General features: G+C 73.3%; 11 protein-coding genes. 4 read left to right on the top strand and 7 right to left on the bottom strand.

Features of this window, described 5'->3' with window-relative positions:
- Positions 1 to 138: 138 nt before the first annotated feature.
- Positions 139 to 2,241: a hypothetical protein gene (locus AB0399_RS18360; RefSeq protein ID WP_366412010.1), complete on the bottom strand. Its 2,103-nt coding sequence runs from the start codon at positions 2,239 to 2,241 to the stop codon at positions 139 to 141.
- A 310-nt stretch (positions 2,242 to 2,551) separates the two neighbouring features.
- Positions 2,552 to 4,111 carry a DUF5010 domain-containing protein gene (locus AB0399_RS18355; RefSeq protein WP_366412009.1) on the bottom strand — a complete coding sequence of 520 codons (1,560 nt, stop codon included), beginning with the start codon at positions 4,109 to 4,111 and terminating at the stop codon, positions 2,552 to 2,554.
- A gap of 535 nt (positions 4,112 to 4,646) precedes the next feature.
- Between AB0399_RS18355 and AB0399_RS18350 the strand changes: the two genes are divergently transcribed.
- A complete protein-coding gene (locus AB0399_RS18350; RefSeq protein ID WP_366412008.1) occupies positions 4,647 to 6,059 on the top strand; it encodes an ROK family transcriptional regulator in 1,413 nt (470 codons plus the stop codon).
- A gap of 139 nt (positions 6,060 to 6,198) precedes the next feature.
- Here the strand turns inward: AB0399_RS18350 and AB0399_RS18345 are convergent, their stop codons facing one another.
- A complete protein-coding gene (locus AB0399_RS18345; RefSeq protein WP_366412007.1) occupies positions 6,199 to 7,464 on the bottom strand; it encodes an MFS transporter in 1,266 nt (421 codons plus the stop codon).
- Between the two features lie 228 nt (positions 7,465 to 7,692).
- Here AB0399_RS18345 and AB0399_RS18340 point away from each other — a divergent pair, with 228 nt between their 5' ends.
- Both AB0399_RS18340 and AB0399_RS18335 read left to right on the top strand, forming a co-directional pair.
- A complete protein-coding gene (locus AB0399_RS18340; RefSeq protein WP_366412006.1) occupies positions 7,693 to 8,337 on the top strand; it encodes an HAD family phosphatase in 645 nt (214 codons plus the stop codon).
- A 165-nt stretch (positions 8,338 to 8,502) separates the two neighbouring features.
- A complete protein-coding gene (locus AB0399_RS18335) occupies positions 8,503 to 8,949 on the top strand; it encodes a hypothetical protein (RefSeq protein ID WP_329361253.1) in 447 nt (148 codons plus the stop codon).
- A 139-nt stretch (positions 8,950 to 9,088) separates the two neighbouring features.
- Here AB0399_RS18335 and AB0399_RS18330 read toward each other — a convergent pair whose 3' ends face one another.
- Positions 9,089 to 12,184 carry a protease pro-enzyme activation domain-containing protein gene (locus tag AB0399_RS18330; protein ID WP_366412005.1) on the bottom strand — a complete coding sequence of 1,032 codons (3,096 nt, stop codon included), beginning with the start codon at positions 12,182 to 12,184 and terminating at the stop codon, positions 9,089 to 9,091.
- Between the two features lie 450 nt (positions 12,185 to 12,634).
- On the opposite strand from AB0399_RS18330, the gene AB0399_RS18325 reads away from it, so the two are divergent.
- Complete coding sequence (locus tag AB0399_RS18325; RefSeq protein WP_366412004.1) at positions 12,635 to 13,087, top strand: protein kilB; 453 nt, start codon at positions 12,635 to 12,637, stop codon at positions 13,085 to 13,087.
- A 40-nt stretch (positions 13,088 to 13,127) separates the two neighbouring features.
- Here AB0399_RS18325 and AB0399_RS18320 read toward each other — a convergent pair whose 3' ends face one another.
- The 3 genes from AB0399_RS18320 to AB0399_RS18310 form a co-directional block, all read right to left on the bottom strand.
- Positions 13,128 to 24,080 carry a hypothetical protein gene (locus AB0399_RS18320; protein WP_366412003.1) on the bottom strand — a complete coding sequence of 3,651 codons (10,953 nt, stop codon included), beginning with the start codon at positions 24,078 to 24,080 and terminating at the stop codon, positions 13,128 to 13,130.
- On the bottom strand, positions 24,077 to 24,490 hold the full coding sequence (locus AB0399_RS18315) for a hypothetical protein (protein ID WP_366412002.1): 414 nt from the start codon (positions 24,488 to 24,490) through the stop codon (positions 24,077 to 24,079). The genes AB0399_RS18320 and AB0399_RS18315 overlap by 4 nt, the downstream gene beginning before the upstream one ends.
- 142 nt (positions 24,491 to 24,632) lie before the next feature.
- Positions 24,633 to 25,070, bottom strand: a complete 438-nt coding sequence (locus tag AB0399_RS18310) for a YbaB/EbfC family nucleoid-associated protein (protein ID WP_366412001.1) — start codon at positions 25,068 to 25,070, stop codon at positions 24,633 to 24,635.
- Between the last annotated feature and the right edge of the window lie 123 nt (positions 25,071 to 25,193).

The following is a 25,193-nucleotide window of genomic DNA, read 5'->3' as shown; positions in this document are numbered from 1 at the left end:
GGGGGGGTTCACCAAACCACGGCGGCCGCGGCGGTCATTGTGGGCCTGGGCGGGGGGACCCGGGGGTGGGTCAACCCGGGGAGTTCCACGCCAGGGGGTTCTGGTCACCTGGGCCCGCCGGCTGCTTGAGGGGTCGGCTCAGCTGGTGGCCGCGGCGATGGTGTACGCGTGGGCGATGGTCTGGGTGAGGGACCCGCCCGCGTTGTCCGTCGCCGTGATCTTGAGGCTCGGGTCGGTGCCCGCCGCGGAGGCTGGGTTGTGCCACGCCGCGACGTAGTGGCCCGCGTAACCGGCGACGGCCGCGGGCTGCCAGGTGCTGCCGCCGTCGAAGGACACCGACACGTGGGCCGAGGTGATCGCCGCGTGCGAGCCGTGCCCGTCGTAGGCGAGGTGCCCGACGTTGACGCCCATCGTCTGCACGGCGCTCGCGCTGGTGTTGGTCAGGTCCGCGGCCAGCTGGTAGTTCACGGTGAGCGCCGGGAGGATCTGGCAGGGAGTGGTCGCGCTCTGCCCTGTGCACTTGTCCCCCGCCGGCAGCGCGGTGTCCGCCTGACCGGGCCGGTACACGAACGTGACGTCGGTGGTGACGTGGGTGGACTGGCTGGTCATGATCACCGGGGAGAAGTCCTGGTCGTACACGGCCCGGTAGGTCGTGGTCGCGGCCGGGACACCGGTGAGCTGGGCGCTGCCGCCGGCCTGGCTGACCACCTGTTGCCCGTTCTGGTAGAGGGTGAAGGTGCCGTCGGCGTAGCCGTAGCCGATGTGGTCGGGCACGCTGTCGACGAGGGTGAGGTCCCGCAGGCCGAGCGTGCCGTCCGCGACGCACCCCAGGCAGGTCCACCCCGGTCCGGTGTACTGGCCCATCCCGCCGGCCAGCGGCCCGTGCGCCCAGGGTTCGAGGTACGCGTGCCGCGCGGCGAACGTGTGCGGGGTGGACTGCCAGGACTGCGCCGGCGACGGGGACCACACGTTGTGCTCCCAGCTGACGCCGGGCGCGCTGCGCAGATACTGCGTGACGGTGCCCGGCATCGCGTAGTCCGCCTCCCACCCCACGCCGGATGTCCAGGCGTCGTCGGCGTTGGTCATGAGGCTCCCGGTCCCGGTGCCGGCCGGGTCGGTGGAGAAGTCGTGCTTGACCGTGGCGAGTTGGGTGTCGGTGGCTGCCTCGGTGTTGTCCGCGGGCACGTCGGACGATGCGTACGTCAGGTCGTAGCGGTACGGGGTCGGGGAGTTCGTGGTGTCCGTGCCGGCCGCGTCCCACTGCCACATGAAGTGCAGCGCGCCGACCTTCGCGGCGGGTTGCGGGTTGACGTAGAAGGGGACGTCGCCGTTCTGCTCGCCGAACCACACCTTGACCGCGTGGGTGGGATCGCCGGTGGCGTCGCGGCGCGTCCAGCTGAAGGTGCCGCCGTCCTGCGTGCTCGGGCGGGGCGTGGTCGCCGACACCCGCGAGGAGGCGGTCTTCTCGTCCAGCGTCACGTTGGTGCCGTCGGCCCCCACGGCGAGGTCGGTGACCGTGACCAGGCGGGCGGTGGTGAGGTTGCCCTGGGCGTCGTACTCACCGAACTCGCCGGCCAGGCTGTAGTTCCCGGCGGGGACCGCGACTCTGGCCACGCCGCCCTGGAGCTGGACGTAGGTGGCCATCCTGGTCATGTCGTCGGTGTTGACCAGCATCACGAGCGGGTCGGACAGCGCTCCGGTGAGGTCGGTGGCGTTGATCTGGAGGCGGTACATCGGATAGTGCGGCGCGACCTGGGTGTCCGGTCCCTGCGTGGAAGCGTCCGAGGCGTTGTCCGAGGCACCGGCCGTGACGCCGGCCGTGACGCCGCCGCGGGCCAGCGCGGTCACGTCGTACCGGGACAGGTCCAGCGAGCCGCCGACCTGGGGTGTCGAGGTGAACGGCAGGACGTAGGCGTCACCCGTGCCGAACTGGAACGACGTGAGCATCGTGCTTCCGCCGGGCGTCCGGGGCACCAGGTAGCTGCTGCCGCCCGGCCCGGCGGCCACATCGACGCGGTCGCCCGAGCCGAGGGTGACGGGCGTCGAGCCGCCGGGCCGGGCGGACGTGGACGAGGCGGCGCTCGCCGCCGGGGTTCGGGCGGACGAGGTGCCGGACGGCGCTCCCAGCGCGTTTCCGGCGGCGCCGAGCGACAGCAGGCCCGCCGCACTCAGCAGGACTAGCGCCCGGCGCGAGCGACGTCCGGGTCCATGTCGGCGGTTTGTGCATCGGGGACGGAACACGATCAGCGTCACCTACCCGTCTGGGCAAGGCGTCGTGACGGGGAACGGATCGTGTGGCTGCCGTGGCCGTCGTGACGCCGCTTGTGTCCGCGCCCGCCTCGTCGCGGCACGCGGTCCGGTCCGTTCACCACGGCCCCTGGGGTCGCGACGCGATCCACAATGGTCTGGACTACATGCTCATGGCAACACCGAAATGTGCGTGATCCAGCCAATTATCCGCACGTTCGCGACGCCTTTCCGGATGTTCCCGCGCACGCCGGAGCGGGGCATGGCGACCGGCCCATGCCCCGCCCTTCGCCGACCGCCCGCCCTACGAGGCGGTCGCCTGCCACCAGTTCGTGTTGAGGCCGCCGTTGACGTATTCGAGCTTGACCGTGTGGGAGGTGCCCGCGGTGAACTGGAACGTGCCGGCGTCGATGGTCTGCCAGGTCTGCCAGCCGCCGGTGGTGGGCACGTTGATCGTCGGTCCGGCCACGCCGTCGACCACGAAGCGCAGTTGCGCGCCGGTCAGCGGCGTGGCGACCCGCACCTTCAGGTCCTCGGTGCCCTGCATCGGGAGCTCGTTCCACTGCTCCCATTCACCGGTGGCGATGGCGCCCACGTCCCAGCCGCCGCCCGAGTCGCCGGTCGTCTCGACGTCGAGCGCGTCGTCCCGGTACTTGCCGAGGGTGTTGGTCGGCGTGGTGTCGCTGACGCTGTCGGCGCTCTCGGCCTGCACGGTCAGCGTGGCCGGGAACGGCGTCTTGGAGTAGCGCCGCAGGATGTTGATGTTCTGGTTGGGATAGTCGCGCTGGGTGGTGGCGTAGTCGGCGCTCTTGGTACGCCACAGGGCCGCGTTCTCCGACCAGTCGCTGAAGCCCTCGACCAGGGTGATGAGGTCGTTCTTGCCGACCGTGTTCGCGAGGCCGTTGACGAACGTCTGCCCGTGGTCGGGGTCGATGACCATGTTGCTGGAGCCGCTGACGAAGTGGAAGCTCGGCACGGTGGCACCGAAACTCGCCCCGTTCAGCGTCATGTTGGTGTACTTGGGGTCCGGGACGCCGAACCAGCCGTCCTGGCCGTTGGCGACCTGGGAAACGGCCGAGTCGTTCGTGATCCACGACTGGTCGGTGACGAAGTAGGGATTCTCGTTGAACTGCGACTGGGCCTGCGAGCGGACGTACTTCAGCAGGTTGGCGGAGTTGCCGTTGCCCTGGTTGGCGAAGGCGAAGTCGTTGTCCGACCACAGGTAGACCAGCGGCTGCCCGTTCACCTTGTAGAGCAGGTTGTCGGGGACGGCCTGGTAGAACGCCTTCAGGTCGTTGTCCCACAGGTACTGGTGACCGCCCTCCCCCGCACCCGTCGTGTCGCTCATGTCGAAGGTCGGGGAGTAGCCGCCGGTCTTGTGCTTGATCTGGTTCTTCTTGTCCGTCATCGAGGCGGGGGTGTCGTCGAACGCGGCGATCTTGAGCTTGCCCGCGTCTCCGGCCTTGTTGATCGCGGCGACCAGCCCGGTCAGCGCGCGCGGGTCGCCGCCCTCGTTGGGCACGGAACTGCCGGGCACGTACCCGCGGGTGTCCACCGCGACGAAGTCGACGCCGGAGGAGACCAGTTCCTCGACGTAGTTGAGCCAGAAGTCCTCGGACGAGCCTGTGGTGGCGTCGTACATGGGGAGGTTGTAGATCTGGTTGCTCTGGTTGACGTACGGGCCGCCCGCGATGGTCCGGTCCTCGAAGCCGAAGGTGACGCCCAGGGCGCCGGTGTCGGAGGAGTCGCGGTGCGACAGGACCGAACCTCCGGTGTCCACCACGGACGCGGCCGGCGCGGCGGCCGTGGCGCCGGCGCCCCAGCCGGTGGTGGGAACCGACCACCACAGGGCCGCGGCTGCCACGGCCGCACCGATCGGCAGCCACCGCCTGCCGCGGGGGCCTCTTTTCGCGTGTGCCATGTCGTCGCACGTCCTTCCTTGCCGGCCCGGACCTTCCCGGCCGCCACCGGCTGTGGGGGGTGGGTGAGTTGGCGGCGGTCGCGGTGGGGGGCGACGCGTCACCGGACGATCGCTCCGGTGCTCCCTCTGCCTGACCAGGACGGAGCACCGGAGCGGGTACGGGTGCGGCGCCGCTCCGGCGCGGCGCCGCGTACGTGGGGCGATGTCCTGGGCCGGACGACTTTGGCTCTAACTCGGATGAACTGCGGCCCAGCGTGCGCCTCGTGAGGGAGTTTGTTGCGAACACCTAGGCGCGTCAAGCCCTTTGGCAGCGAGAGTCCGCCGGAGTTCCGATCAACTTCGGACAAAGACGCGCTGACCAGTCGACCAGCGCACGCTGCCCGCCGGAGCGGTGGTCGCGGGCGCCGCCGCACGGGGGCCGGTGAGCCGCGGCACGGTCCCGCCGACCCGCCGGCCGATCCGGTAGGGCGCGACCGGCATGTTTTGTCGGGTACGATCAAAATGGCGCCCAGAAGGCCCGTCCGCGGTTAGGCCATGCCACAATGCTGGCAAGAAACCGCCGGACGGGCCGATGTTTCGCCGAGAGTTCTATCGACCTTTGCACAAAATGGCACGCCACCGATGCGGCCTGCGGAAGCTCGAAGGGCCCGCCTCGGCGCCGACCACGCAATCACCCCTGGGGGTCACGATCGAAACTCCAGTCAACCTTCGCGAGGTAGGAAGGCTACGGGTCCTGGAGGCCCTGCACACCACCGTGCGCAGCAGTCGTCCGGAACTGGTGCGGGTCACCGGGCTGTCCAGGGCCACGGTCTCCTCGCTGATCACCGACCTGATCGCGGTCGGTCTGGTGACCGAGGACGAGGGGCCCGAGGACCCGGAGCCGCGCCGCACCGGCCGCCCCGCGCAGTCCCTGTCCCTGGTGCCGACCGCGGGGTACGCGATCGGTGCGGACATCGGGCACCAGCATGTCCGGGCCATCCTCTGCGACCTGTTCGGCGCGGTGGTGTGGGAGCACTGGGTGGCCAAGGAGGTGGACCGGGCTCCCGAGGAGACCCTCGACCTGGTCGCCGTGCTGGTCGACCGGGCCCTCCAGGAGACCGGAGTGGACCGGGACCGGGTGCTCGGCATCGGGGTCGGGATCGCCTCCCCGGTCGAGAAGGGCAGCGGCGCCCTGGGCGCGGAGGGCATCATGCCCGGCTGGGTCGGCATGCGCCTGATCGACGAGCTGCACCGCCGCACCTCCCTGCCGGTGCGGGTCACCAACGACGCGAACGCGGGCGCACTCGCGGAGCGGATGTACGGCGCCGGGCGGCACACCCGCGACATGGTCTACGTCCGGCTGTCCGCCGGGATCGGCGCGGGCATCGTCAGCAACGGCAAACTGCTGCTGGGCGCACGGGGCCTGGCCGGGGAGATCGGGCACCTGCCGCTCACCGCGGACGGCCTGATCTGCCGCTGCGGCAACCGCGGCTGCCTGGAGACCGTCGCCAGCCCCGTCGCCATCGCCCGCCTCCTCTCCGACAGCTGGGGCCAGCACGTCGCCGCCCAGGACCTGCCCGGCCTCATCGAGCAGCGCAACGCGGGCGCCCTGCGCTCCGTCCGCGACGCGGGCGACGCGGTCGGCCGCGCGCTGTCCAACCTGGTCACCCTCCTCAACCCCCGCCTCATCGTGGTCGGCGGGGACCTGGCGGCCGCGGGCGAGGACCTCCTCGAACCGCTGCGGGCAGGCGTCCACCGCCACGCACTGCCCTCCGCCGTCAGGAGCGTCGACATCGTCACCGGGCACCTGGGCGACGGCGCGGAGGTCCGCGGCGCCGCGGGCCTGATCCTGGCCGACGCGTCCCAACTGCTGTCCGCCGCCGCCCCCGCCACGCAGGCCGAACCGGTGTAGCGCGCCCGAGGCGGCGCGCGGACGGTGGCACCCGGGCTGTGGCATCCGGGCGTGGCAGCCGAGCCGTATCGCGCGGGCCGTGCCTGCGGACGGGCGGACAGGGCCCTCGGGTTGATCGCAGGTCCGGGGGGTCGGGCGGTCAGCCCGCGGCGTGCCGGGAGCGGCTCATGACGGCGATGCCGACGGTCGCCACCGTGCCGTACAGGGCCGGTGCGAGGAACACGTGCGGCAGTCCCAGCAGGCTCACGCCGAGGCTGCCGGTCAGCCCGCCGAGGGCGCTGGCGATCGCGGTCGAGCTCATGAAGACGGCCGAGGCGGTCGCGACGGCCTGGGGCAGCAGGCGCTGGGCGACGATGATGCCGAGGCCCGCGAACACCCCCCAGACCCCGCCCATGAGGATCTGGCCGGCGAACATGCCGGCCGCGCCCGCGGTGATGGCGAAGCACAGGTTCGCGCCGACGCCGAAGGCAGCGCCGAGGACCATCAGGCGCATCATCCCGGTCCGGCGGGCCACGACGACCGCCACCGGCATCAGGGCCAGCTCGATCAGGGGCTGGATGGCGATGACCGCGCCACTGACCGTCGTCGGCAGGTGCAGGTCGTCGTGCATGTAGATCGTCAGATAGCCGTACTTGATCGGCTCGCCCGCGTAGACGAGCACGTACAGCCCGGTGAAGGTCAGCAGGGGCAGCATCGTCCGTATGCCGACGTGCGGTCGGGCCGGCGCCTGGGACCCGGGCACCTCTGCGTCCGCCTCTGCGCCGGCGGCCTGATCGGCGTGTGGGGCCGAGCGGGCGCGCGCGAAGCCCATCGGGAGGATCTGCGCCAGAGTGCACACCCCGGTGGCCATCAGCATCACGCGCGGGCCGGACGTCATGGCCAGCAGCGAGCCCGCGACCGGGCCCACGATCCACCCGGCGGTCAGCGCCATGCGCACGACCGAGACCACCCCGTCCCCGATCGGGCTGGCCGTGGCCTGCAGGTCGTCGTGGACCGCGGCGAACAACTGCGACCCGGCGCCGCCGGCGAACGCCAGGACCACGGCGCTGATCACGAACGGCATCCACACCTGGTGCGCGAAGGCCATGGCGCACCAGCCGAGAGCCCCGAGGACGGCGCACAGCCGGAACAGCCCGAGCCGCCTTCCGGTGCGGTCCGAGCGGGCGCCGACGAGATAGCCGGCGACCGGGGCGGTGACGCTCGTCAGGTAGTAGAGCCCCGCCGTGGTCAGCGAGACGTGCAGGTCGTCGACGAGGAACAGGGTGATCTGCGGGGCCGCGGCCGAGGTTCCGAGCCCGGACAGGAACAGCGCGACGGTCGCCCCGCGGTACAGCGGCGAGTCCCACACCGAGCGCACCGCGGAAGGGGCGGGCACGACATCGGCCGCGGCCAGTACAGGTGACAAGACGGTCCCCCCGGGGGATCAGGCACAAGAGATCACACACCGTATCTTCGAACGAAAGGAACATCAAACCTGTTTGATTGATTCCTGTACGCTCATGATCGATGTTCGTTGTGCGGATGGGACACCGCTTCCGCGCACCGGAGCCGAGCGCCTGCCCGGACCCGAGGCCGAACGCGGGCCTGGGCAGCGCCCTTGGACACGTTCGTCGCCTCGACCGGAAGGAGTGCCATGCCCGCCGACCGGCGGATCGTGCTGTTCGACCTCTACGGGGTCATCGCCCTGCACCAGCGCCCCGGTGCCCTTACGCGGATGGCCGCCTCCTGCGACGCGCCCGCCGACGCCTTCGCCGAGGCGTACTGGGACCTGCGCCCGCCGTACGACGCCGGACGGCAGACCGCGCCGGAGTACTGGGCCGCGGTGCTCCGGCGGCTGTCCCGTCCTGCCGATCCCCGTACGGTGGAGGAGTTGCGGCTCACCGACATCGACAGCTGGTCGCGCGTCGACGGGCGCATGGTGGCCTTCACGCAGTCCCTGCGCGGCCGGGCCGGGGTGGCCGTGCTCTCCAACATTCCCGCGGACCACGCGGATGCCTTCCTCGCGGCCCAGCCCTGGCTGCGGAACCTGGACCATCTCGCCCTCTCCGGGAAGATCCGCGCGGCCAAGCCGGACCCGGCCGCGTTCCACCACTGCGTCAGCGCCCTGCACACCCCGCCCGCCGGCTTCCTCTTCGTCGACGACCGCGAGGAGAACGTCCGCGCCGCGCGGGCCCTCGGCATGACCGGGCACGTGTTCACCGGGCTCGACGAGCTGGTCGAGGTCATCGACGCCTGGCTGCCGGCCGGCACGGAGCCGCCGGCGTCGTCCGCGCCTTAGCCGTATGGAGCACGGGCGCTGTCGACACGTGCCGGTGCCGGGCGAGTTGACGAGGCGGTGCGACCGTATCCGGGCGCGTGGCCGCCGCGCCGGTGGAAGATGGGGTCCATGAGCGGACGGGGTGGGCCGGGGCGCGGCGTCAGGGTCGGCCTCTTGATGGCGGGCGTGCCCGGGGGGCTTTGGGCCACGTTCGCGTTGGGGGCCGGGCTCTCCTGCCTCGCACGGGGCAGCACGCAGGACGCGCTGAGCGCCTTGTCCCGTTGCGGGGAACTCGTGGCCGGCAGTTCGGCGGCGGGCGTGCTGATGGGGATCTGCGTCGGTGGCGGGCTGACCCTCGCCTCACGACGGACCGGTACGAGCGCACGGCGCCTGGCCTTGTTGGGCGCGCTGGCGGCGGCCGTGACGTTCCCTGCGGAGCTGCTGGTCGTGGCGTTGGCCACCGGGGTCGGCCCGGTGGAGATGGTCGTGACGGTGCTCACGTGGCCGGTGATGACGATCGTGGCCGCCCGGCACAGCACGGACATCGCGGGGCGTACCCGCGCTCACCCGTGGCTGTGGACCGCCGGGCCGTCCGCGCGCCGCCCGAGGCGGCGGCAGCCTTCGCAGCCGTAGCCGCGGTGCGTACGAAACCGCCGCAGGACGGGGTGCGCCTCCCGGCCGGGTGGGCCGGGAGGCGCGGGGTGGGCCGGTGCCCGGGGCCGGCGTGGCCCCGGGCGGTCAGCCGCGGGTCGAGACGCGGGTCAGCCGCGGGTCAGGCGTAGTAGCCGAACAGGTCGGCGACGACGTCGACGGAGCCGGCGCTCGCGTGGAAGTCGACCTTGCCGTCGATCACCGGGACGGTCACGAGGTTCGCGATCGTCTGCCCCGCCGACCAGTTGAGGTTGGACGAGGTCGGCTGGGCCTGCCCGTCGGGCCACACGGTGAGCACGCCGCCCTTGGTGCCGTTGACGACGGTCACGTTGAGCACGACGGCCTTGGCGGAGGCCAGGGAGCCGTCGTCGGCCAGGCTCAGCGAGAGCGACCCGCTGGAGCTGAGCTGCCCGGCGCTGGGCGCGCCGGTGCCGTTGCGGGTGTCGAGCAGCCGGACCGGGCCGGCCGGGTGGAACAGCGCGCCGCCGGCGTCGGCCTGGTAGTAGCCGAAGACGTCGGCCACGAAGTGCGTCGTGCCGGAACTGGCGTTGTACAGGTCCACCGTGCCGTCGGCGCCGACCGGCACGATCACCAGGTTCGGCACCGACTTGCCCGCGATCCAGTTGAGGTTCGAGGAGTCGGGCCGGGTGGTGCCGCCCGGGTAGGCGATGAGGTGCCCGGAGGACTGCTCGGCGGTGGCGGTCACGTTGAGCACCACGGCGGTGGCCCCGGTGGCGGGCACCCCGCCGGCCCCGGCGACGGTGAGCGCCACGGTGCCGTCGGCCTTGACCGGGGTGGTCGTGGTGACGCCGATCTTCGCCCGGGTGTCGAGCACCCGGGCGGGGCCCACGGGGTAGTACGTGGCGCCGGAGGCGGCGGCGGAGAAGTAGCCGAAGACGTCGGCCACGAAGTGCACCGTGCCCGACGAGGCGTTGAGCAGGTCGACCTTGCCGTTCGCGCCGACGGGCACGATCACCAGGTTGGGGATGTTGCGGCCGGGCGTCCAGTTGAGGTTGGACGAGGTGGGCTGGGTGCCGCCGTCGGGGTAGGCGATCAGGTGGCCGCCGGTGGTCTCCGCGGTCGCGGTGACGTTGAGCACGACGGAGGTCACGCCGGAGGACGGGACCGCGCCGCCGGCACTGCCGGCGACCTGGAGGACGACCTTGCCGTTGGCCTTGACCGGGGTCGTCGTGGTGACGCCGATCTTCGCCCGGGTGTCGAGCACCCGGGCCGGGTTGACCGGGGTGAAGGTGCCGCCCGGGGAGGCCGGAACGGCCTTGCACAGCGCGGTGATCGCGTTGCGCGCGTTCTGCGGGGTGCCCAGGCCGGTCGTCATGTCGTAGCCGGACCCGGCGGTGAAGAGGCCGGACGGCTGGACGTTCTGGCCGGGGACGACGTTGTCACCGCTGGTGATGTCGTGGAAGGCGCTCGACGGGAGCTGGTAGAGCGCGGGGTTGGCGAAACCGATCGGCCCGTCCGCGGCGCAGCCGAGGTCGAGGTCGGCCTGCGCGGCGACGGCCGCCCAGGTCGGCGAGGCGCCGCTGGTGCCGCCGACGAGGTACCAGCCCGCGTACTCCTGGTTCTTGGAGGCTTCCCCCCACTCGACCAGGTAGCCCTGGTCGGGGTCGGCCAGCGCGGCGACGTCCGGGACCTGCCGGCAGGTCCGGCCCGCGGCGGCCGCGCAGGCGTCGAAGTACCCGGGGCCCTGCCGGCCGGCCTGGTAGCCGGTGGCGGAGTCGAGGTCGAAGTACGAGGAGACACCGCCGCCGGTGGCGTCGCCCTCGCTGTTCCAGGCGCTCTGCGTGGCGTTCGAGCCCGTCATGGAGGTGCCGCCGACGCCCAGGACGTAGGGCTGCCCGGCCGGGTCGTCGACGGAGACCTGCCCGCCGTTCGGGTCGTCGTTGACGCCGTCGCCGTCCGCGTCGTACCAGCAGTCGCCGGAACCGTCGTCACCGGAGGCGGCCGTCACGGTCTGGCCCTGGGCGGCGGCCTCGGCGAAGATGCTGTTCTCGGCGCCGAGGAACGCGCCGCTCTGGTCGGCGGTGCAGGCACCCCAACTGGTGGATATGACCTTGACCTTGTTGTCCGTGACCATCTTCTGGTACACGTCCAGGACGTCCTGGTCGCTCGCGTCCGCCGCGTCGGGGCCCTGGTAGACGACCAGGGACGCCTGCGGGACGAGGCCGATCAGGTCCTCGATGTCGAGCGCCGACTCCACGCCCACCTGGGAGCCGGAGGCGTCGAGCGTGTCGGCGGCGAGCTTCGGGCCGCCGTCCACCTTGACGGCGCTGACGGAGACCTTTGTGCCGTAGCAGGACTGGTAGGCGGCGATGTCCTTCGTGCCGTAGTTCTCCAGCTCGAAGATCCCGACGGACACGCCGGTGCCGACGTCCGGCTGGTCGGCCATGCCGTAGGCGGTCGCCAGCGAACGGGCACTCCAGTACTGCTGGGTGTCGATGTTGCCGCCCGAGGCCAGGCCCGACTTCACCGACGAGCACAGGCTCGGGGTGTGGCCGGTCACGTTCGGGGTGACCGCGCGGGCATTGGCGGTGGACGCGGCGACCTTCCGCACCTTCGGCGACAGGTGCGGGCTGAGGTGCGCGAGCGTGTCCAGGCCGGTGATCCCGGCCACGGCGGGCGCCGCGTCGGCGGGCAGCGCGGGCGCGGCCGTGTTGAGGATGCCGCGGCGGCCGTCAGGGGCGCGGAAGCCGGTGAAGCCGGTGTGCAGCGACTTGGCGGCCGCGGCCATGGTGGTGTGCACCGGCAGCGTCATGCCGTCGGCGGACAGCTTCCCGGCGGTCAGGCCCTGGGCCTTCAGGGCCGCGCGCACCCGGCCCACGGTCGCACCGGTCGGCCCGAACGCCGTCTTGAACTGGCCGGTCTTCAGGTAATGGTGGTACAGCGGCGAGCCGGGCGTGGACACGTCCGTGATGAACGTGCGCAGGCCGGCCGGGTCCCGCGGTGCCAGCTCGACGCCCAACTCGATCGGGGTGTCTCCGGCGGGCGCCGCCATCTTCACCGCCCCCCGCGGCAGGTGCGGCGCCGTGCCGACCCGCTTCGGCGCGGCGGACGCCCCGCCGCTTCCGCCGTCCGCGACGGCCGCGGGCGCTCCCGCGGCCACCACCGCCAGAGCCGCGACGGCCACCACCGGGCCGAGCACCCCCCGACGCCAACTCCCCTGCCGTGCCCGGATGTCCGGACCCGTGCCAATCCCCATGAACGAGCACTCCTCCTGTGCGCCGCAGCCGGCCGTGCGGGCACGTTGGTTCCCCACCACAGGCGGCAGCGCCGGACGTCGTCGGACGTCCGGGACCGTGCGATCGGTATCCCCCCCGGTCGCGACCCGGCGCGGGACCTGACAGGTCCCGGGCCGGGGTTGCGGAAAGCCCCCGCTGTGACGGTGTCGCGGCGGCACGGACGGGTCGCCCGCGCGCGCGAGAAGCCGGAGTTGCTTTGTATCAGCTATGACCGGGCGACCGCTCGTTCAGGTGTGCGGTTTTTACCTGCTCTTGGGACTCGGGTGGCGGGCGGTACCCCCAGGTCACGGGGTGTGGCGGAGCGCCACACCCAACTGGTCGCGGTCCGGCGGGCGTTGCCGGGGCCGCGCAGCCGGCTCCGCCCGGGAGAATCCTCGGGTGATGCGGCGTCGTAGCGAGGGAGAGTCCTGATGTGGTCCAGCGTCATAGCCGTGGCCGGCACCCTGCTCGGCGGGGCGCTCACCGGGCTGCTGCAAAGCCGCGGCGACCGGCGGGCCCGGCAGGCCGCCCGCGCCGACGAGAAGGCGCAGGCGCTCCGTGCGGCGCTCGGCGAGCTGGTCGCCGCGCTCGGCGACCACCGGCGCGCCATGTGGCACCGCGAGGTGCTGCGGCTGGACGGCACGGACCCCGAGGGGTTCGAGGCGGCCCGTAACGCCTCGCGCGCCACCCGCTCGGCGGTCACCGCCCCGCTGGTCTCGGTCTCCGTCATCGAGCCCGCCCTCGCGCAGACCGCACGGCAGGCCGCGGAGGCCGCGTTCGACCTGCGCGACGCCCCCGACCGCGCCACCCTGGCCGCGCGACGGGAGAACGCGATCACCGCGACCGACACCCTCGTGGCCGCGGCGGGCCGCGCCATGGCCTGACCGCTGCCCTCTCCTTCCGGTCCGGCCGCGGGCGCCCGCGTCAGACGGTCGCGGTGCGCGGCGGGCCGAGGACCACGGTCACGGAGCCGGTCGCCGGGTCCGCGCCGACGGCCGGCGGCCACGGGACGGAGGGGCCGAAGGTGATCAGGACGTCCTCCGCCGGGGGCAGCGCCTGACCCGAGGCACGCAGGTCGGCCATCGCGGCTCGCAGCGCGGCCCCGTACGCGGCGGCGACGTTCCGCGCGCGGGCGTCGGCGAGTTGGAGGGACCGGCCGAAGTGCGGCACGCCGTCGACCGGCACCACCGCGCTGCCCTCGATCCGGATCACCGGCACCGGCCCTCCCCCGGCCACCGCGGCGGCGATCCGGGTCGCCGCCTCCTGCGCACTGCGATCCACCCAGGCCCGCTGCACCTCGGTCAACTGCCCTTGCCCGCCGCCCTCGTTCCCGTCGTACGGCACCTCCCACGCCGACGGCGCACCGGTCGAGGTGGGCGCGGGCGCGTGGACGGGTGCGGGCTCGTCGACGGGCGCCGGGGTGTGTACGGGGGCGGGGGCGTGGACGGGGGCCGGCGCGTGTACGGGGGCGGGCTCGTCGACGAGCGCCGGGGCGTGTATGGGGGCGGGGGCGTGGACGGGGGCCGGCGCGTGTACGGGGGCGGGGAGGTGCGGCGGCACCTGCAACGACGACGACGCGTGCGGGGACGTGACGGTGGCGACGGGGTGCGCCGGGGCCGTGACGAGGGGGGTGTCCGGTGCGGTGATCTCGATCGTCGGGACCGTCACCGCCGGCGGCGGCACCGCCTCGACCTCGTCGTCTCCCGCGCCCGTGGTCGTAGCCGCGGACGTAGACGCAACCGCGGACGTGGACGTAGGCGCGGACGTGGACCAGTAGTAGGCGTGGTGGGTGGTGGTGACGGGGTCACCGTAGGCGCCGTTTCCGTCGTACTTCCGCAGGGTGATGCGGACGGGTTGGCGCAGGAGGCGCTGGGTGCCCTCGGTCGTGCCCTGGCCTGGCTTGTCGCCGGTGAGGCCGTACGGGACCGTCGCGGGGGCCGGCCGGCGGCCGGGGGTGCCGGGCGGGAGGGTGACCGCGGAGTCGGCGGCGAGCGACTGGTCGCGGCTGATCTGTACGGAGTTGAGGCCGGGCAGCGGCACCGAGAGCCCGGGGTTGCGGGTGAGGAAGACGACGTCGGCGGGGGCGACGCTGTAGGACACGCCCCGCCCGGCCGACGTGGACAGGTCGTCCTCGGTCGAGACGGTGACCTCGTCCTTCGCGTCGTCGCGGCGGCCGACCTCCTGGGCCTGGCCGGTCGGTTCCATGGAGACCTTCAGGCCGGTCCGGCCGTCCTGGCCGAGCGGCACCGTGTGGTAGCCGCCGGCCGGGTCCTTCAGTTGCGGGAAGACCGTGGACAGCGCCTGGCCCGACAGCGCCTGCCGGGTGGAGATCTGCTGCGGCAGCGGCGTGGTCTGCTCGGTGTGGAGCTGATGGTCCGGCCCCACCCGCGGGTCGTGCACGAACGACTCGACGACACGACGGGCGGCGTCGGGTGTCATCGACCACGCGGCGCTGCCGAGCGCACCGGTCGTCGCGCTCCACGCCTGGGACGCGACCGACCCGGTGCGGCCGAGGACGCTGTTTCCCCACGGGCGCGGCGCGTTCAACGCGGTGTGCGCCGCATTGATCAACTGCTCGGGGTGGTCCAGGCCGACCAGGTCGTGGCCGGAGTCGAAGTCGGTACGCCACTGAAGGCGTTGCTCGGGTGTGCCGTTCACCGGCCGCATCTCGATACCGCCGACGCCCGGATCGCCGGGCATGTGCTGTTCACCGGGCGGGTGTTGGCCGCCGGGCGCGAGCTGGTCGGCCGGCTCCTGCCCGGTGCCTGGCTGATGCGTGGTCGTCGTGCCGCCCGTGGTGTCGGTGACCGGACCGGTGGTCGTCATGGACTCGGGCACCCAGGCGGTCGCCCGCCAGTCCGGCCGCACCGGTTCGGGCGCGGGCAGGTGGACGAACCGCTGCGTGGCGTTGCGCCGGGTGACCGTCACGTCGAACCGCATCGGCGTGCTGAACTTGTGCAGGCTGCCGGCCGCGGTGGTCTTGTGCTCGACCTTGGTGGTCTGGCTGGACGCGTGCGACGTGTTGCCCTTCGTCTCCGCTCCGGCCGTGCCCGAGTACGTCACGTTGTTGAGGTGGCTCTCGGCGGTCGGGGCGCGGTACGACGCGCGGATGTTGCCGTCGCCGCCCACCGACCAGGTCCGGCCGCGGTCCCCCGTCACGGCCTCGCTGACGGTGACCTTGCGGGTCGAACCGCCGTCCGTCTGCCGTCCGTCGTGCTGCCACCCGCCAGGGGTCGCCTTGATCAGCACCTGCGTCAACGTGCGGACACCGTGGTGGTTGTCCACCGTGTGGACCAGCAGGCCCGGCCCGACCAGGTCGTCGTAGTGCGCCCCGAGATGGTCCGGCGTCACCAGATCCGCGAACGGCAGTGCCGACAGCGGGACTTCGCCCAGACCGTTGCCGGCCTCCAGGTCGCCCGGGGGAAGCGAGCCGCTGCGGATCTGCCGGTCGATCTCGCGCAGGATCTCGTCGGTCGACGGGATCTCGATCCGGCTCCCGCCGCTCACGCCGCTCTCCAACGGTACGGAGCGGCGCGGCGGTTGCTGCGTGGTGTCCGTATCGGTGCCGGAGTGGGTGTCGCTGCCGGAGTGGGTGTCGGTGACCGTACTCGCGGCCTGATGGGGGTGCGCGCCCTGGGCCAGCGCGCGGACGTCGGCGTCCGAGAGCAGGACGCGCACCCGGTGGTCGTGGGTCACGGGTTCGCCGTACGTGACGTCGCCCGTGGAGCTGGTGACCTTGCCCTGCAAGGTGATGCGCGCGTCGCCCTCGTACACGTGCCAGGGGCCGCCCTGGGAGGTCTTGCGGTTCGTCGTGAAGGAGTGCTTGACGGCGTCGGTGCTGCTGCCGCCGTACGACCCCTTTCCCCTTACACCACCGCGCAGTTGGTACGTCGAGGCGTGCGGGTCCTCCGGCGTGCCCGGGAAGCGGCCGAAGTCGCCGCCGAGGCCGCCCTTGCCCGTTGCGGCCGCCTTGTCCTGCACCTTCACGGATGTCTCGGTCTTGGTCTCGACGTCCAGCTTCCCGTCGCCGGCCAGCGTCTCGCGGTACGTGAGATGGTGCAGGTGGGTGCGTTGGGACAGCCCGGCGGTGTCGCGGTTGCGGCCCGAACCCACGTGCTGGTCCGCGGTGTTGGTCCACCCTCCGTGCGACGCCGAGACACTCGCGCGCAGTTGGGACTGCGTGGCGAGCGGGCCGAGCAGGTCGTCGAGCGCCGGGACGTGCACCGGCAGCGGCGAACTCCCCTTGTCGTGGCGGGTGGTGAAGGCGCTCTCGACGGCCTGGCGGGCGTGGTCGCGGTACGCGTCCTCGTCGCCGACGTGGTCCACGAGGTGGTGGTCCGGCAGGTGGTCGACCGTCACCTGCCGCGGCGGCACGTCGGTGGGTGTCTCGGTCCGCCCCACGTCGACGGTGACCTGCCCGCCGCCGGTCTCCACGTGCCGCACCGACTGGTGGTGCGGCTCGATCGGGAGCGTGGGCACCCGCACCACCGGATGATCCGCGTCCTGACGGGTCGTCAAGACGTCGAAGGAGACCGGATACGAGAAGCGGTCGCGGTCGCCGGAGACGGTCAGGGTCCGCTTCACCTCGGTGGTGTCGCCGACCGTCGTGCCGTGGGTGGGCGCGTACCCGCCATCGGCGTTCACGTTGAGGAAGCCGCGCTGGTAGTCCGTGTGGTCCAGCGAGCTGCGCAGGTTGCCGCTGCCCGCCACCGTGTGCGAACTGCCCTGCGTGACCGACCGTTCCGTGCCGGCGGTCTGCGTCAGCGTGTTCTTCGCCGTCGCGGTGTGCGCCCCCTCGTGGGTGCCGGGGCCGAGGTTCGCCTTCACCAGCACGTCGTAGGTCTTGGCGTTCAGCAACGGCAGGTGCGAGCTGTCCAGGCTGACCCGGAACGTGCCGTCCAGCAACCGGTTTCCACCGCCGCCGAGTTGGGACGGCGCGATCTGCCGGCGCAGGTCGGCCAGGTTGGTGAACGCCTTGGGCGAGACGCGGACCGGCTGGTGGTCCCCCACGACCGCCCCCTGCGGGGGGTGGACGGCCTCCGGGGGCGGCAGCACACCGGGGGCCGTCTCCCACATCGTCTGCACGATGTGGCGCTCCAACTGCTCCGAGCCCGGGAAGTCGGAGTAGGTCGTGCGCTGGACGAGCGCGGGACCGCTCAACTGCTGCCCGGAAGGCGGCTGCCGCACGGCGGGCGGCGGCGTCGCGGTGCTGTCGGAACCGGTCGCCTGCGCCGTAGCCGTCTCGTGGCCGGTCTGCTCCGTCTGCTCCGTCTGCTCCGTCTGCTCCGGTGGCCGTGGTACCACGCGTACGACCTCGCCGGTCGGCGCCCGCAGGGGCGGCTCGACCTGGACGACGTGCGTGCCCGGCGCGGGGGCCGGCGGCGGGGTGTGGTCGGTGATCTCCTGCGTCGTGGTGCCGTGCAGGCCGTCGGTGCCCGGCGACAGGTGCTGCCGGGTCAGCCACACGCGGTACCGGGTGGGGGTGCTCACCACGTCGGCGGGGCCCTTGCGTTCGAGGGTGATGCCCTCCTCGACCCCATGCGTGCCCTTGGAGCCGTGGGCCGTTGACTGCCCGTAGGTGTAACCGGCCGTCCCCGTCAGCCACCTCGTCTCGTCGGTGGCCGGGTTGTGCCAGACCTCGCCCGAGGCGCCCCCGCCCGCGCCCAGCGCCCATCCGCTGCTCTGCGAGTGGTTGCGGGCCTGCTCGCCGCTGGTCGTGGCCCCCGAACTGGTGGTGCTGTCCGTCGTGTGCAGCACGGTGGACGTCCCCGGCTCCGCGGTCAGCCGCAGGAAGCCGGTGCCGCCGTCGGACAGCGTCAGCGGCTTGGAGATCAGGCCGCCGCCCGACACCTGCTCGAACTGCTCGGTGACGTGGTCCGGATCGAGGAAGTCCACGATGTCCTGGTGGGCGGTGCCGCCCGGTCGCGCGTCCTTCGGCAGCGCGTCGAACACGGCGTCGCGGACCCCGTCCAGACCGGTGATCGTCAGCGGATGGCCGGTGGCGCTCTTGGGCGTGGGGGCCGTCGCCGTGTCAGGTGCCGGCGCGGGTGCCGTGTGGTCGCCGCCCGTCGTACGCGGTGGCGGATTCCACCCCTGCCAGGTGTGCGGCTGCGTGTCGGACCGAGGGCTCGATCGCGGTACGTCCGCTCTGAGCTGTCCGCCGATCGGCGGGGCGGGCTGCGGCGGCGCGCCGCCTTCGCCGCCCACGGTGAGCGGCTCGCCGTGGTGGTCCACCACCTGGATGTCGAACGTGGCCTGCGAGGTGTAACTGTCCGTCTTTCCGGTCAGCTTGACCTCGCCGGCCGTCTTCGTCGACGTCGTGCTGGTCGTCTCCGTACCGTGGCCGGCGCCCCCGGCCTTGGCCGAACCGCTCACCAGGACGCTCAGGTTGGGGTTCACCGGTTGCACGAACGACGGGTTGTAGTCGAGCCCGGACTGCGAACTCGACAGCTCCGTCTTCACCTTGGGCGGCGTGAACTCGCCCCCCGACTTCACGTCCAGCCCGTCGCCGTCGTTGTCCTTGCCCGCGTCGCGCGTCGGGTCCAGCTGCCAGGGCGTCGTGTCCGCCCCCACCCGCACCTCGTACGGGTGGCCGCCGACGTGGATCGGGAAGCGCCAGCCCCCGTTGATCATCCGCGGGTACTGCTTGCGGAAGTGGGCGGGGTCGAACCGGCCGTTCAACCGCTGCACCACCAGCGGGTCGTTCGCGTGGTCCCCGAGCAGCGCCTCGACCCGCTGCCGTACGGCCTCCGGTCCCGGCGCCTCCACGATGCGCTTGCCGGCGAGCGAGGAGCTGTGCCAGCCGTCCGTCAGCTGCGGCGCCGGGTCCCCCTCGGGCCGCCCGGTGGTGTCCGTCCCCGGAACGGTGCCGGAGTCGGTGCCCGCGCCGGTGTCGACCGGCGGGTCCACCGGGGTGGTGGCGGGGTGGGCGAAGGGGTCGGTGACCGGGTCCACGTGGACGTGGTCACGGGTGACCGGCGGGACCTGGGACCGGGCGACCTGCCAAGCGGGATCGTCGCTCACGTCGGTGCGCGGTCCGGCACCCGTGTCCGCAGCCGCGCCCGCGCCCGTACCCGTGTCCGTACCCGGATGCGGGGTCTCGGCGGTGTCCCCGCCGGTGAGCGCGCCCAGCAGTGACAGGTGTCGCCCGCCCAACCCGCCCTGCGGCAGACCGTGTTCGGACGGCACGTGGTAGTTCCCCATCAACCCGCCGGTGACGCCCGCGTGTTCCGGGTCGCCGGTGTCGTGGTACTCGTCCCGCAGGCCGAGTTGGTGCCCGATCTCGTGGGCATAGGTGATCGGGGGCGCTCCCGTCGGCCACGTCCGCTGGTCGGTGTGACCGCTGCCGTCGCCGTGCGTCATGTCGACGTTCAGGTGGGCCTGTTCGCCCGGGGCCACGTGCTCGACCGTGACGTGCAGCAGGTCGCCGTTGGGCAGCCGGTAGCCGGGGGCGTTGAAGTAGGTCTCGACGCCCTCCTGCACGCGGTTCCGCGTGTCGGCGACGCTCCGCGGGTCCGTGTCGCCGGGGTGCAGCGCGACCTTCACCGTCAGGTCGGTGTACGTCTGCCCGCCGACGCCAAACCGGCGCTGGTCGAAGGACGAGCGCACGACGAACCGCGGCGCGTGGTTCAGCCGGGCCGGTGGCCGGACGGCAGGCGCGGAGGTGGCGGTGGACGTCGATGTGTCGGTGGACGTGGAGGTGTCCGGAGGCGTGGTCACCGCCGTGTCCGAGGACGGGTGGTCACCGGTGCGGCCGGCGGGGTGGTCGTTCGTGTGGTCGTCGGCCGTGAGGTCGCCCTCCGTCCCCGGGCTGTGTAGCAACTCGTCCAGGCCGTTGGTGTCCGGTACGGGACCGCGGGCCGGGTCGGTGCTGGTGGCCGGGGAGGTCTGCTGCTCGGACGGCTGGGGGCGTTCCTGGAGCGGGAGTTGGTCCGTGCCGGGGTGGGGCGCGGTGTGCACGGTCGCGGGCGGGGCGGCGTTGTCCGTGGGCTGCTGCCGGAGCGGCGTGTCGTACGCGGTGTCGCTCGTGCCGTGGCTCGTGTCGTGGTCCGCGCCGGACCCGGACATGCTGGTCGTGTCCGGCACGCTGGGGGAAGTGCCGAGCGGCCGGTCGACCACGGGGTGGGGCTGCCGTGTGGGCGCGGTGTCGTCGGTCGACGGGGACTCGTGGCCGCCGGCCGGCTGCGGGTCGGTCCCGATCCGGCCGAGGTGTCCGGGGTCCTGCTGCCCGCCCAGCGCCTGGCCGATCTCCCAGTGCAGGTCGGAGGTCCGCTGGTCGTGCGGGAGCGCCTGGTCGAGCTGGTCGCGCAGATCCGCGACGGTACGGGCGGACTTGTCGGCGGCGTCCTGCCGCCCCGACAGCAGGTCCCGGGTGTGCTGTTCCTCGGCGCGGTCGAGTTCCCGGCGCAGCCGGTCCGCCTCGTCCTGGCGCTGCTGGTCCAGTTGCGCCTGCCGGGCCGCGCGCTCGTCCAGGGCGCGCCGCGCCTCCTCCGGCGAGTTCGCGTCGTGCGCCTGGTGCCGGAGGTTCCGGGCGGTGGGGTCGCCGTCGTCCAACGCGTTGAGGCGCTGCCGCAGTTCGTCGTCGGTCGGCAGGTCGTCGCGGCCGCTGCGGGTCGGGGTGTCCGTGCTGGGGCCGTCGGTCGCGGTGTGTGCCTCGGTGGCGGCGCCGGTCGGCGGGGCCGGCTCGGTGTGCAGCTGGTCGAGGCGCTGCTGGAGGCGTGCCAGGTCCTGCTGGTCGCGGTGGTCGTGCAGCGCGTCCAACGCGTCGGCGGCCTCGTCGGGGCCCGGCGCGTGGTCGAGTTGCCGGAGCAGTTCCTGCTCGTGGGGGTCGGTGTCGCCGCGCAGCGTGTCGAGGCGCTGCCGCAGGTCGTCGAGGCCGTCGTGTCCGCCGTGCCCCCCGCCGCTGTCGGCATCGCCGCCGGGGACGTGGTCGGAGTCGAGCTGGTCCAGGCGCTGCTGGAGGGCCTGGTCGGCGCGGTGGTCGTGGAGTTGGGCGAGGGCCTGGGCCGCCGTTTCCGGGCCGTCGGCCTGGTCGACGGCCCGCTGGAGCGCCGCCTCCTGCGGATCGGGGCCGCCCGGGCGGCTGTTGAGCCGGTCGAACCGGTCGCGCAGCTCGGCGGTCCGCCGCAGGTCCGCGAGTCGGGTACGCAGCCGGTCCGCCTCCGGCCCGGTGGCGGTCGCCAGTTGGCGCCGTACGTTCTCGACGTCCGGGTGGTACGGCTGCGGGGTGTCCAGGCCGGTGAGCGCCTCCGTGGGGGCGTGGCGCTCCACGAAGGCGGTGTACGCGCGCAGTTGGCTGTCCAGCAGGTCCGAATCTCCCCCGCGGCGGGCCTGTTCGACCCCATCCACCAGGTGGTCCCAGGTGGACCGTTCGGACTGCGGCGCCCGGGTGTGGGCGAATCCCCCCTCCGCGTGCTGACGGAACGCGTCGTAGTGCTGGTCGAGCGCCCGCGTCTCCACGTGTGCGCGGAACGCCTGGAGTTGGCGGGTCGTCTCGCTCAGGTTCCCCGACCGCACCGCCTGGTCGACGGCCTCGCGGTACGCCTGCCGGTCCGACGGCGACATGCCCGCGTCCCGGCCGGCCCGGTCGAGCGCGTCGAGCCGGGGACCGACGTGCGCGGTCGGCGAGGCCGGCGGGGTGGCCGGCGCGTCCGGCGCGTCATGGATCGGGTGCGTGGAGCCGCCGCTGTGCCCCACCGGGTGGGTGGGCACCGTGAGGTGGTTCAGGGACGCCAGTGCCGGGTCACCGCCGTGGGGGGCGTCACCGTGCGTGCTGTCGCCCCCGCCCGGCAGCGGCTCCGTCGAGGGCCCGCCGCCGGCGGAGTGGGCCGGGGACGCGCCCGCGCCCGGGGCGGGGGACGTCACGGTGCCGGGGGTGTGCGTGGGCACGTCGGGGAACGTGTGGACCTGACCGGCGCCCCCGCCCGCCGAGGAGGCGGGGTCCACCGGCGCGACCTGCTCGACCGGCGGCGCGCCCGGCGCATGCGTCGGCACGTCCGGGAACGCGTGGCTGCCGCCACCGCCCTCCCCCGGCCCGCCCGACGCGAGCGACGTGGGCGACGTGGGCGACGTGCCCGGGGTCTGCGTGGGAGCGTCCGGAAGGAGGGGGTGGGAGTCACCGCTGCCGCCGGGTTCCGCGACCACGGCCGGGGGCTGGTGCGCCGGCGGGGTGGCGCCCGCGTGCTGCGCGCCGCCGCCAGCGCCGTTGCCCGCGCCCGCCCCCGCCCCAGCCCCCGCGCCGAGGCCACCGCCCTCCGTACTGACGGACGTGGGCGGCCGTGGCGCACGAGGCGCGACCTCGGACGGCCCACCGGACGACGATCCGCCCTGCCCGCTGCCGGACCGGACCGGCGGGGCGGAACCCGTTCCGGCACCGCCCGACGCCCCACGGACCGGCGGCGGCGCGGCCGACTCACGCGCCCCGGTGTCCCCCGCTCCGCCTGCCGCGTGGTCGTTGCCGGAGGGGAACGCCGTGGTGAAGCCGGGGAGTTCAGCGTTCCGCGGCGCGTTCTCGTGGACGATCGGCTCGCTGACGTGCCCGTCGCCCGTGGCCGCCGGGTGGTTCGTGGTCGTGATCGGCGGGGCGCTGTGCGAGGCGGACGTACTGGTGCTGCCGCCGGTGTCGGCCCCGTGACCGCCGGCTCCGGACGGGGACCCGTTCGTACGGGCCTCGGGCGCGGGCACGCTCACCGGCGAGGACACCGCCGCCTCGTGGGAGTCGGCCTCCGCCGGGGGCACGTGGCCCGTCCCCGACTCGACGGGCGGCCGTACGCCGGACGTACTGCCCGACACCTGGTGGTCGCCGCCCGTCGTGCGCACGGGCGTACCGTGCGAACCGCCCGCGGGCGTACCCGTGCTGCCGTGGCTGCCGGAGCCGAATCCGCCGCTGCCACCACTACCACTACCGCCACCGCTGCCCCTGTCACCTTCAAGGCCGCCCAAGCCGCCCAGACCGTCGCCCAGACCGCCGCCCATGCCTTCCTCCGGCAGCTTGCCGGGGCCGTGCAGGTCGGGAAGATCCGGGACGTCCGGCAGGTGGAAGTCGAAGTCGTCGACCTTCGTCTCGTCGCCGCCGCTCCCGCGCCGCTTGCCGCCGCCCCCGGCGATCGCGCCTATCGCACCGGCCGCGCCGCCGAATCCGAGGTCCGAGGGCTCGCCGCTGCCGAACAGCGCGTTCATGGCCGCGGTGCTCGCCACCCCGGAGGCCCCGCCGAGGAACCCCTTGCCGATCAGCGAACCGGCGAACTTCGGGACGAACGCGTCGCCCAGCCCGAAGGTGAGGCCGCCGATGGCACCGCCGATCGCCCCGCTCTCGATGGCGGAGATCGTGTTCTGCACGCTCCACGACGTGCGGTCGCCCTTGAGCATCTGGATGCCCTGGATGACCGCGTCCATCCCCACCATCATGCCGATGCCGGTGGAGATCGAGGTGAGCAGGCGGCGCAGCAGCATCCGGACGATCAGCCGCGCGGAGGTGATCAGCGCGGGGATGGCCTCCGGTGCCCAGAACGCCATCTGGGCGATCTCGAAGGCCAGCCAGACGAGTTGGGCCAGGATCATGTACTTCGCGTACTCCAGCTGCACCCCGGTGTTCCGGCCGAGCTTGCCGAGTTGGCCCGACGCCTCGGCCATGTCCGGCACGTTGGACTGGAGTTGGCGGACGAACGAGGCGAACTCGTCCGCGACCGAGCCGCCGACGCTGTTGAGCACGCCCCGGGTGGCGGGGGTGATCTCCCGGCTGATGGCCGCGAGCGCCTGCGCGGCGTCCTCCCAGGCCAGGCCGAGGCTGTGCATCTTGTCCTCGTCGCCCTTGGGCCATGACTGGCCGACGGCGAGGCGGGCGACCCAGCCGAGTTCGGGGGGCAGGTTGATGCTCACGGGCGGCCGGACCCCTTGTGGCTGCCGTCGCCGCCCTCTCCTCCGCCCTGTCCGCCGCTCTCGCCGCCGGGGACCGAGCCCGGCTCCAGCGACGTCCCGAGCTTCCGGGCGGACTCCGAGTTCTGGGACTCGATGTTCTGGTAGCCCCGGGCCATGGTCCGCAGGCCGTCGCCGGTGCTGCGCAGCACGTCGCCGGCGTCCTGGGTCGCCTCGAGGATCTGCCCCTTGGGCTTGGTGTACTGCCGCAGGAACGCCTCGCCGGACGCGTCGTCGCCCCAGCACTCGCCGAGCGCGCCCAGCCGCGCCTCCAGCGCCTCGTGAACGTTCCGGAACCGCTGGGCCAGTTCCTGCATGTACGGCATCTGGGCCTGGAGACCGTCGGTGTCGACCGAGAACGACTCGCCTGACATGGGAACCCCCTGGGGTGGGCACGGCGCTGACGCGTGAGCGGATGGACCTGGGCGGATGGACCCGAGCGGATGGACCCGAGCGGACGTGAACGGACCTACGTGGAACGGCTGTTGGGGCAGAGCGCGGCGGAACGGGTGGCGGCTACGGGCGACGCGCGGCTCCCTCAGGCCGGCCGTTGTCGAGGTAGTCCCGCACCGCGTCCGGCATGGGCGGGTCGTCGGGCAGGATCGCCGCCGGGTCCACCTCGCCGCGCAGCAGATCGCCCACGGTCACGCCGGGCGGCAGCGCCAGCGACGTCAGTTCCGCGACCTTCTCCATGGCTTCGGCCCGCGCCTCGCGGATCGTGGCCAGCAGGACGTCCGACAGCTCCTTGGGCGCCATGCGGTGATAGGCGCCGGTCGGGAAGTCGATGGCCGTCACGTCGCCCTGCGCGCCCACGGTCACCTTCACCGTCTGGCGCGGCGCGGTCGCCGTGCCCGTCACCTCGTTGATCCGCCGCCGCGTCTCGACGGCCTCCTCCCGCTGCTTGCGGTAGAGCTCCAGCAGTCCTTCGATGTCCCGGTCGTACGGCGTGCTCACGGCTTCCTCTCCTCACGTCGCCCTCGTGTTGCCGCGCGGTCGCGGTGGCGGTTTCGATGGCAGTGGCGGTGGCGGTGGCGGTGGCGACCACCGTCGTACGGCTCCGTACCCCACCGGGCCGCG

This window comes from Streptomyces sp. NPDC088194 (assembly GCF_040702025.1).
Taxonomy (GTDB): Bacteria; Actinomycetota; Actinomycetes; order Streptomycetales; family Streptomycetaceae; genus Actinacidiphila.
The sequence above is the reverse complement of the archived record's forward strand: the minus strand, read 5'-3'. Positions and strand labels throughout refer to the sequence as shown.

Bases quoted from the DNA above. Each gene is read 5' to 3' on its own strand.
- AB0399_RS18350 (WP_366412008.1), top strand. From the start codon at position 4,647: ATGTTTTGTCGGGTACGATCAAAATGGCGCCCAGAAGGCCCGTCCGCG.
- AB0399_RS18325 (WP_366412004.1), top strand. From the start codon at position 12,635: ATGTGGTCCAGCGTCATAGCCGTGGCCGGCACCCTGCTCGGCGGGGCG.
- AB0399_RS18340 (WP_366412006.1), top strand. From the start codon at position 7,693: ATGCCCGCCGACCGGCGGATCGTGCTGTTCGACCTCTACGGGGTCATC.
- AB0399_RS18315 (WP_366412002.1), bottom strand. From the start codon at position 24,490: ATGTCAGGCGAGTCGTTCTCGGTCGACACCGACGGTCTCCAGGCCCAG.
- AB0399_RS18330 (WP_366412005.1), bottom strand. From the start codon at position 12,184: ATGGGGATTGGCACGGGTCCGGACATCCGGGCACGGCAGGGGAGTTGG.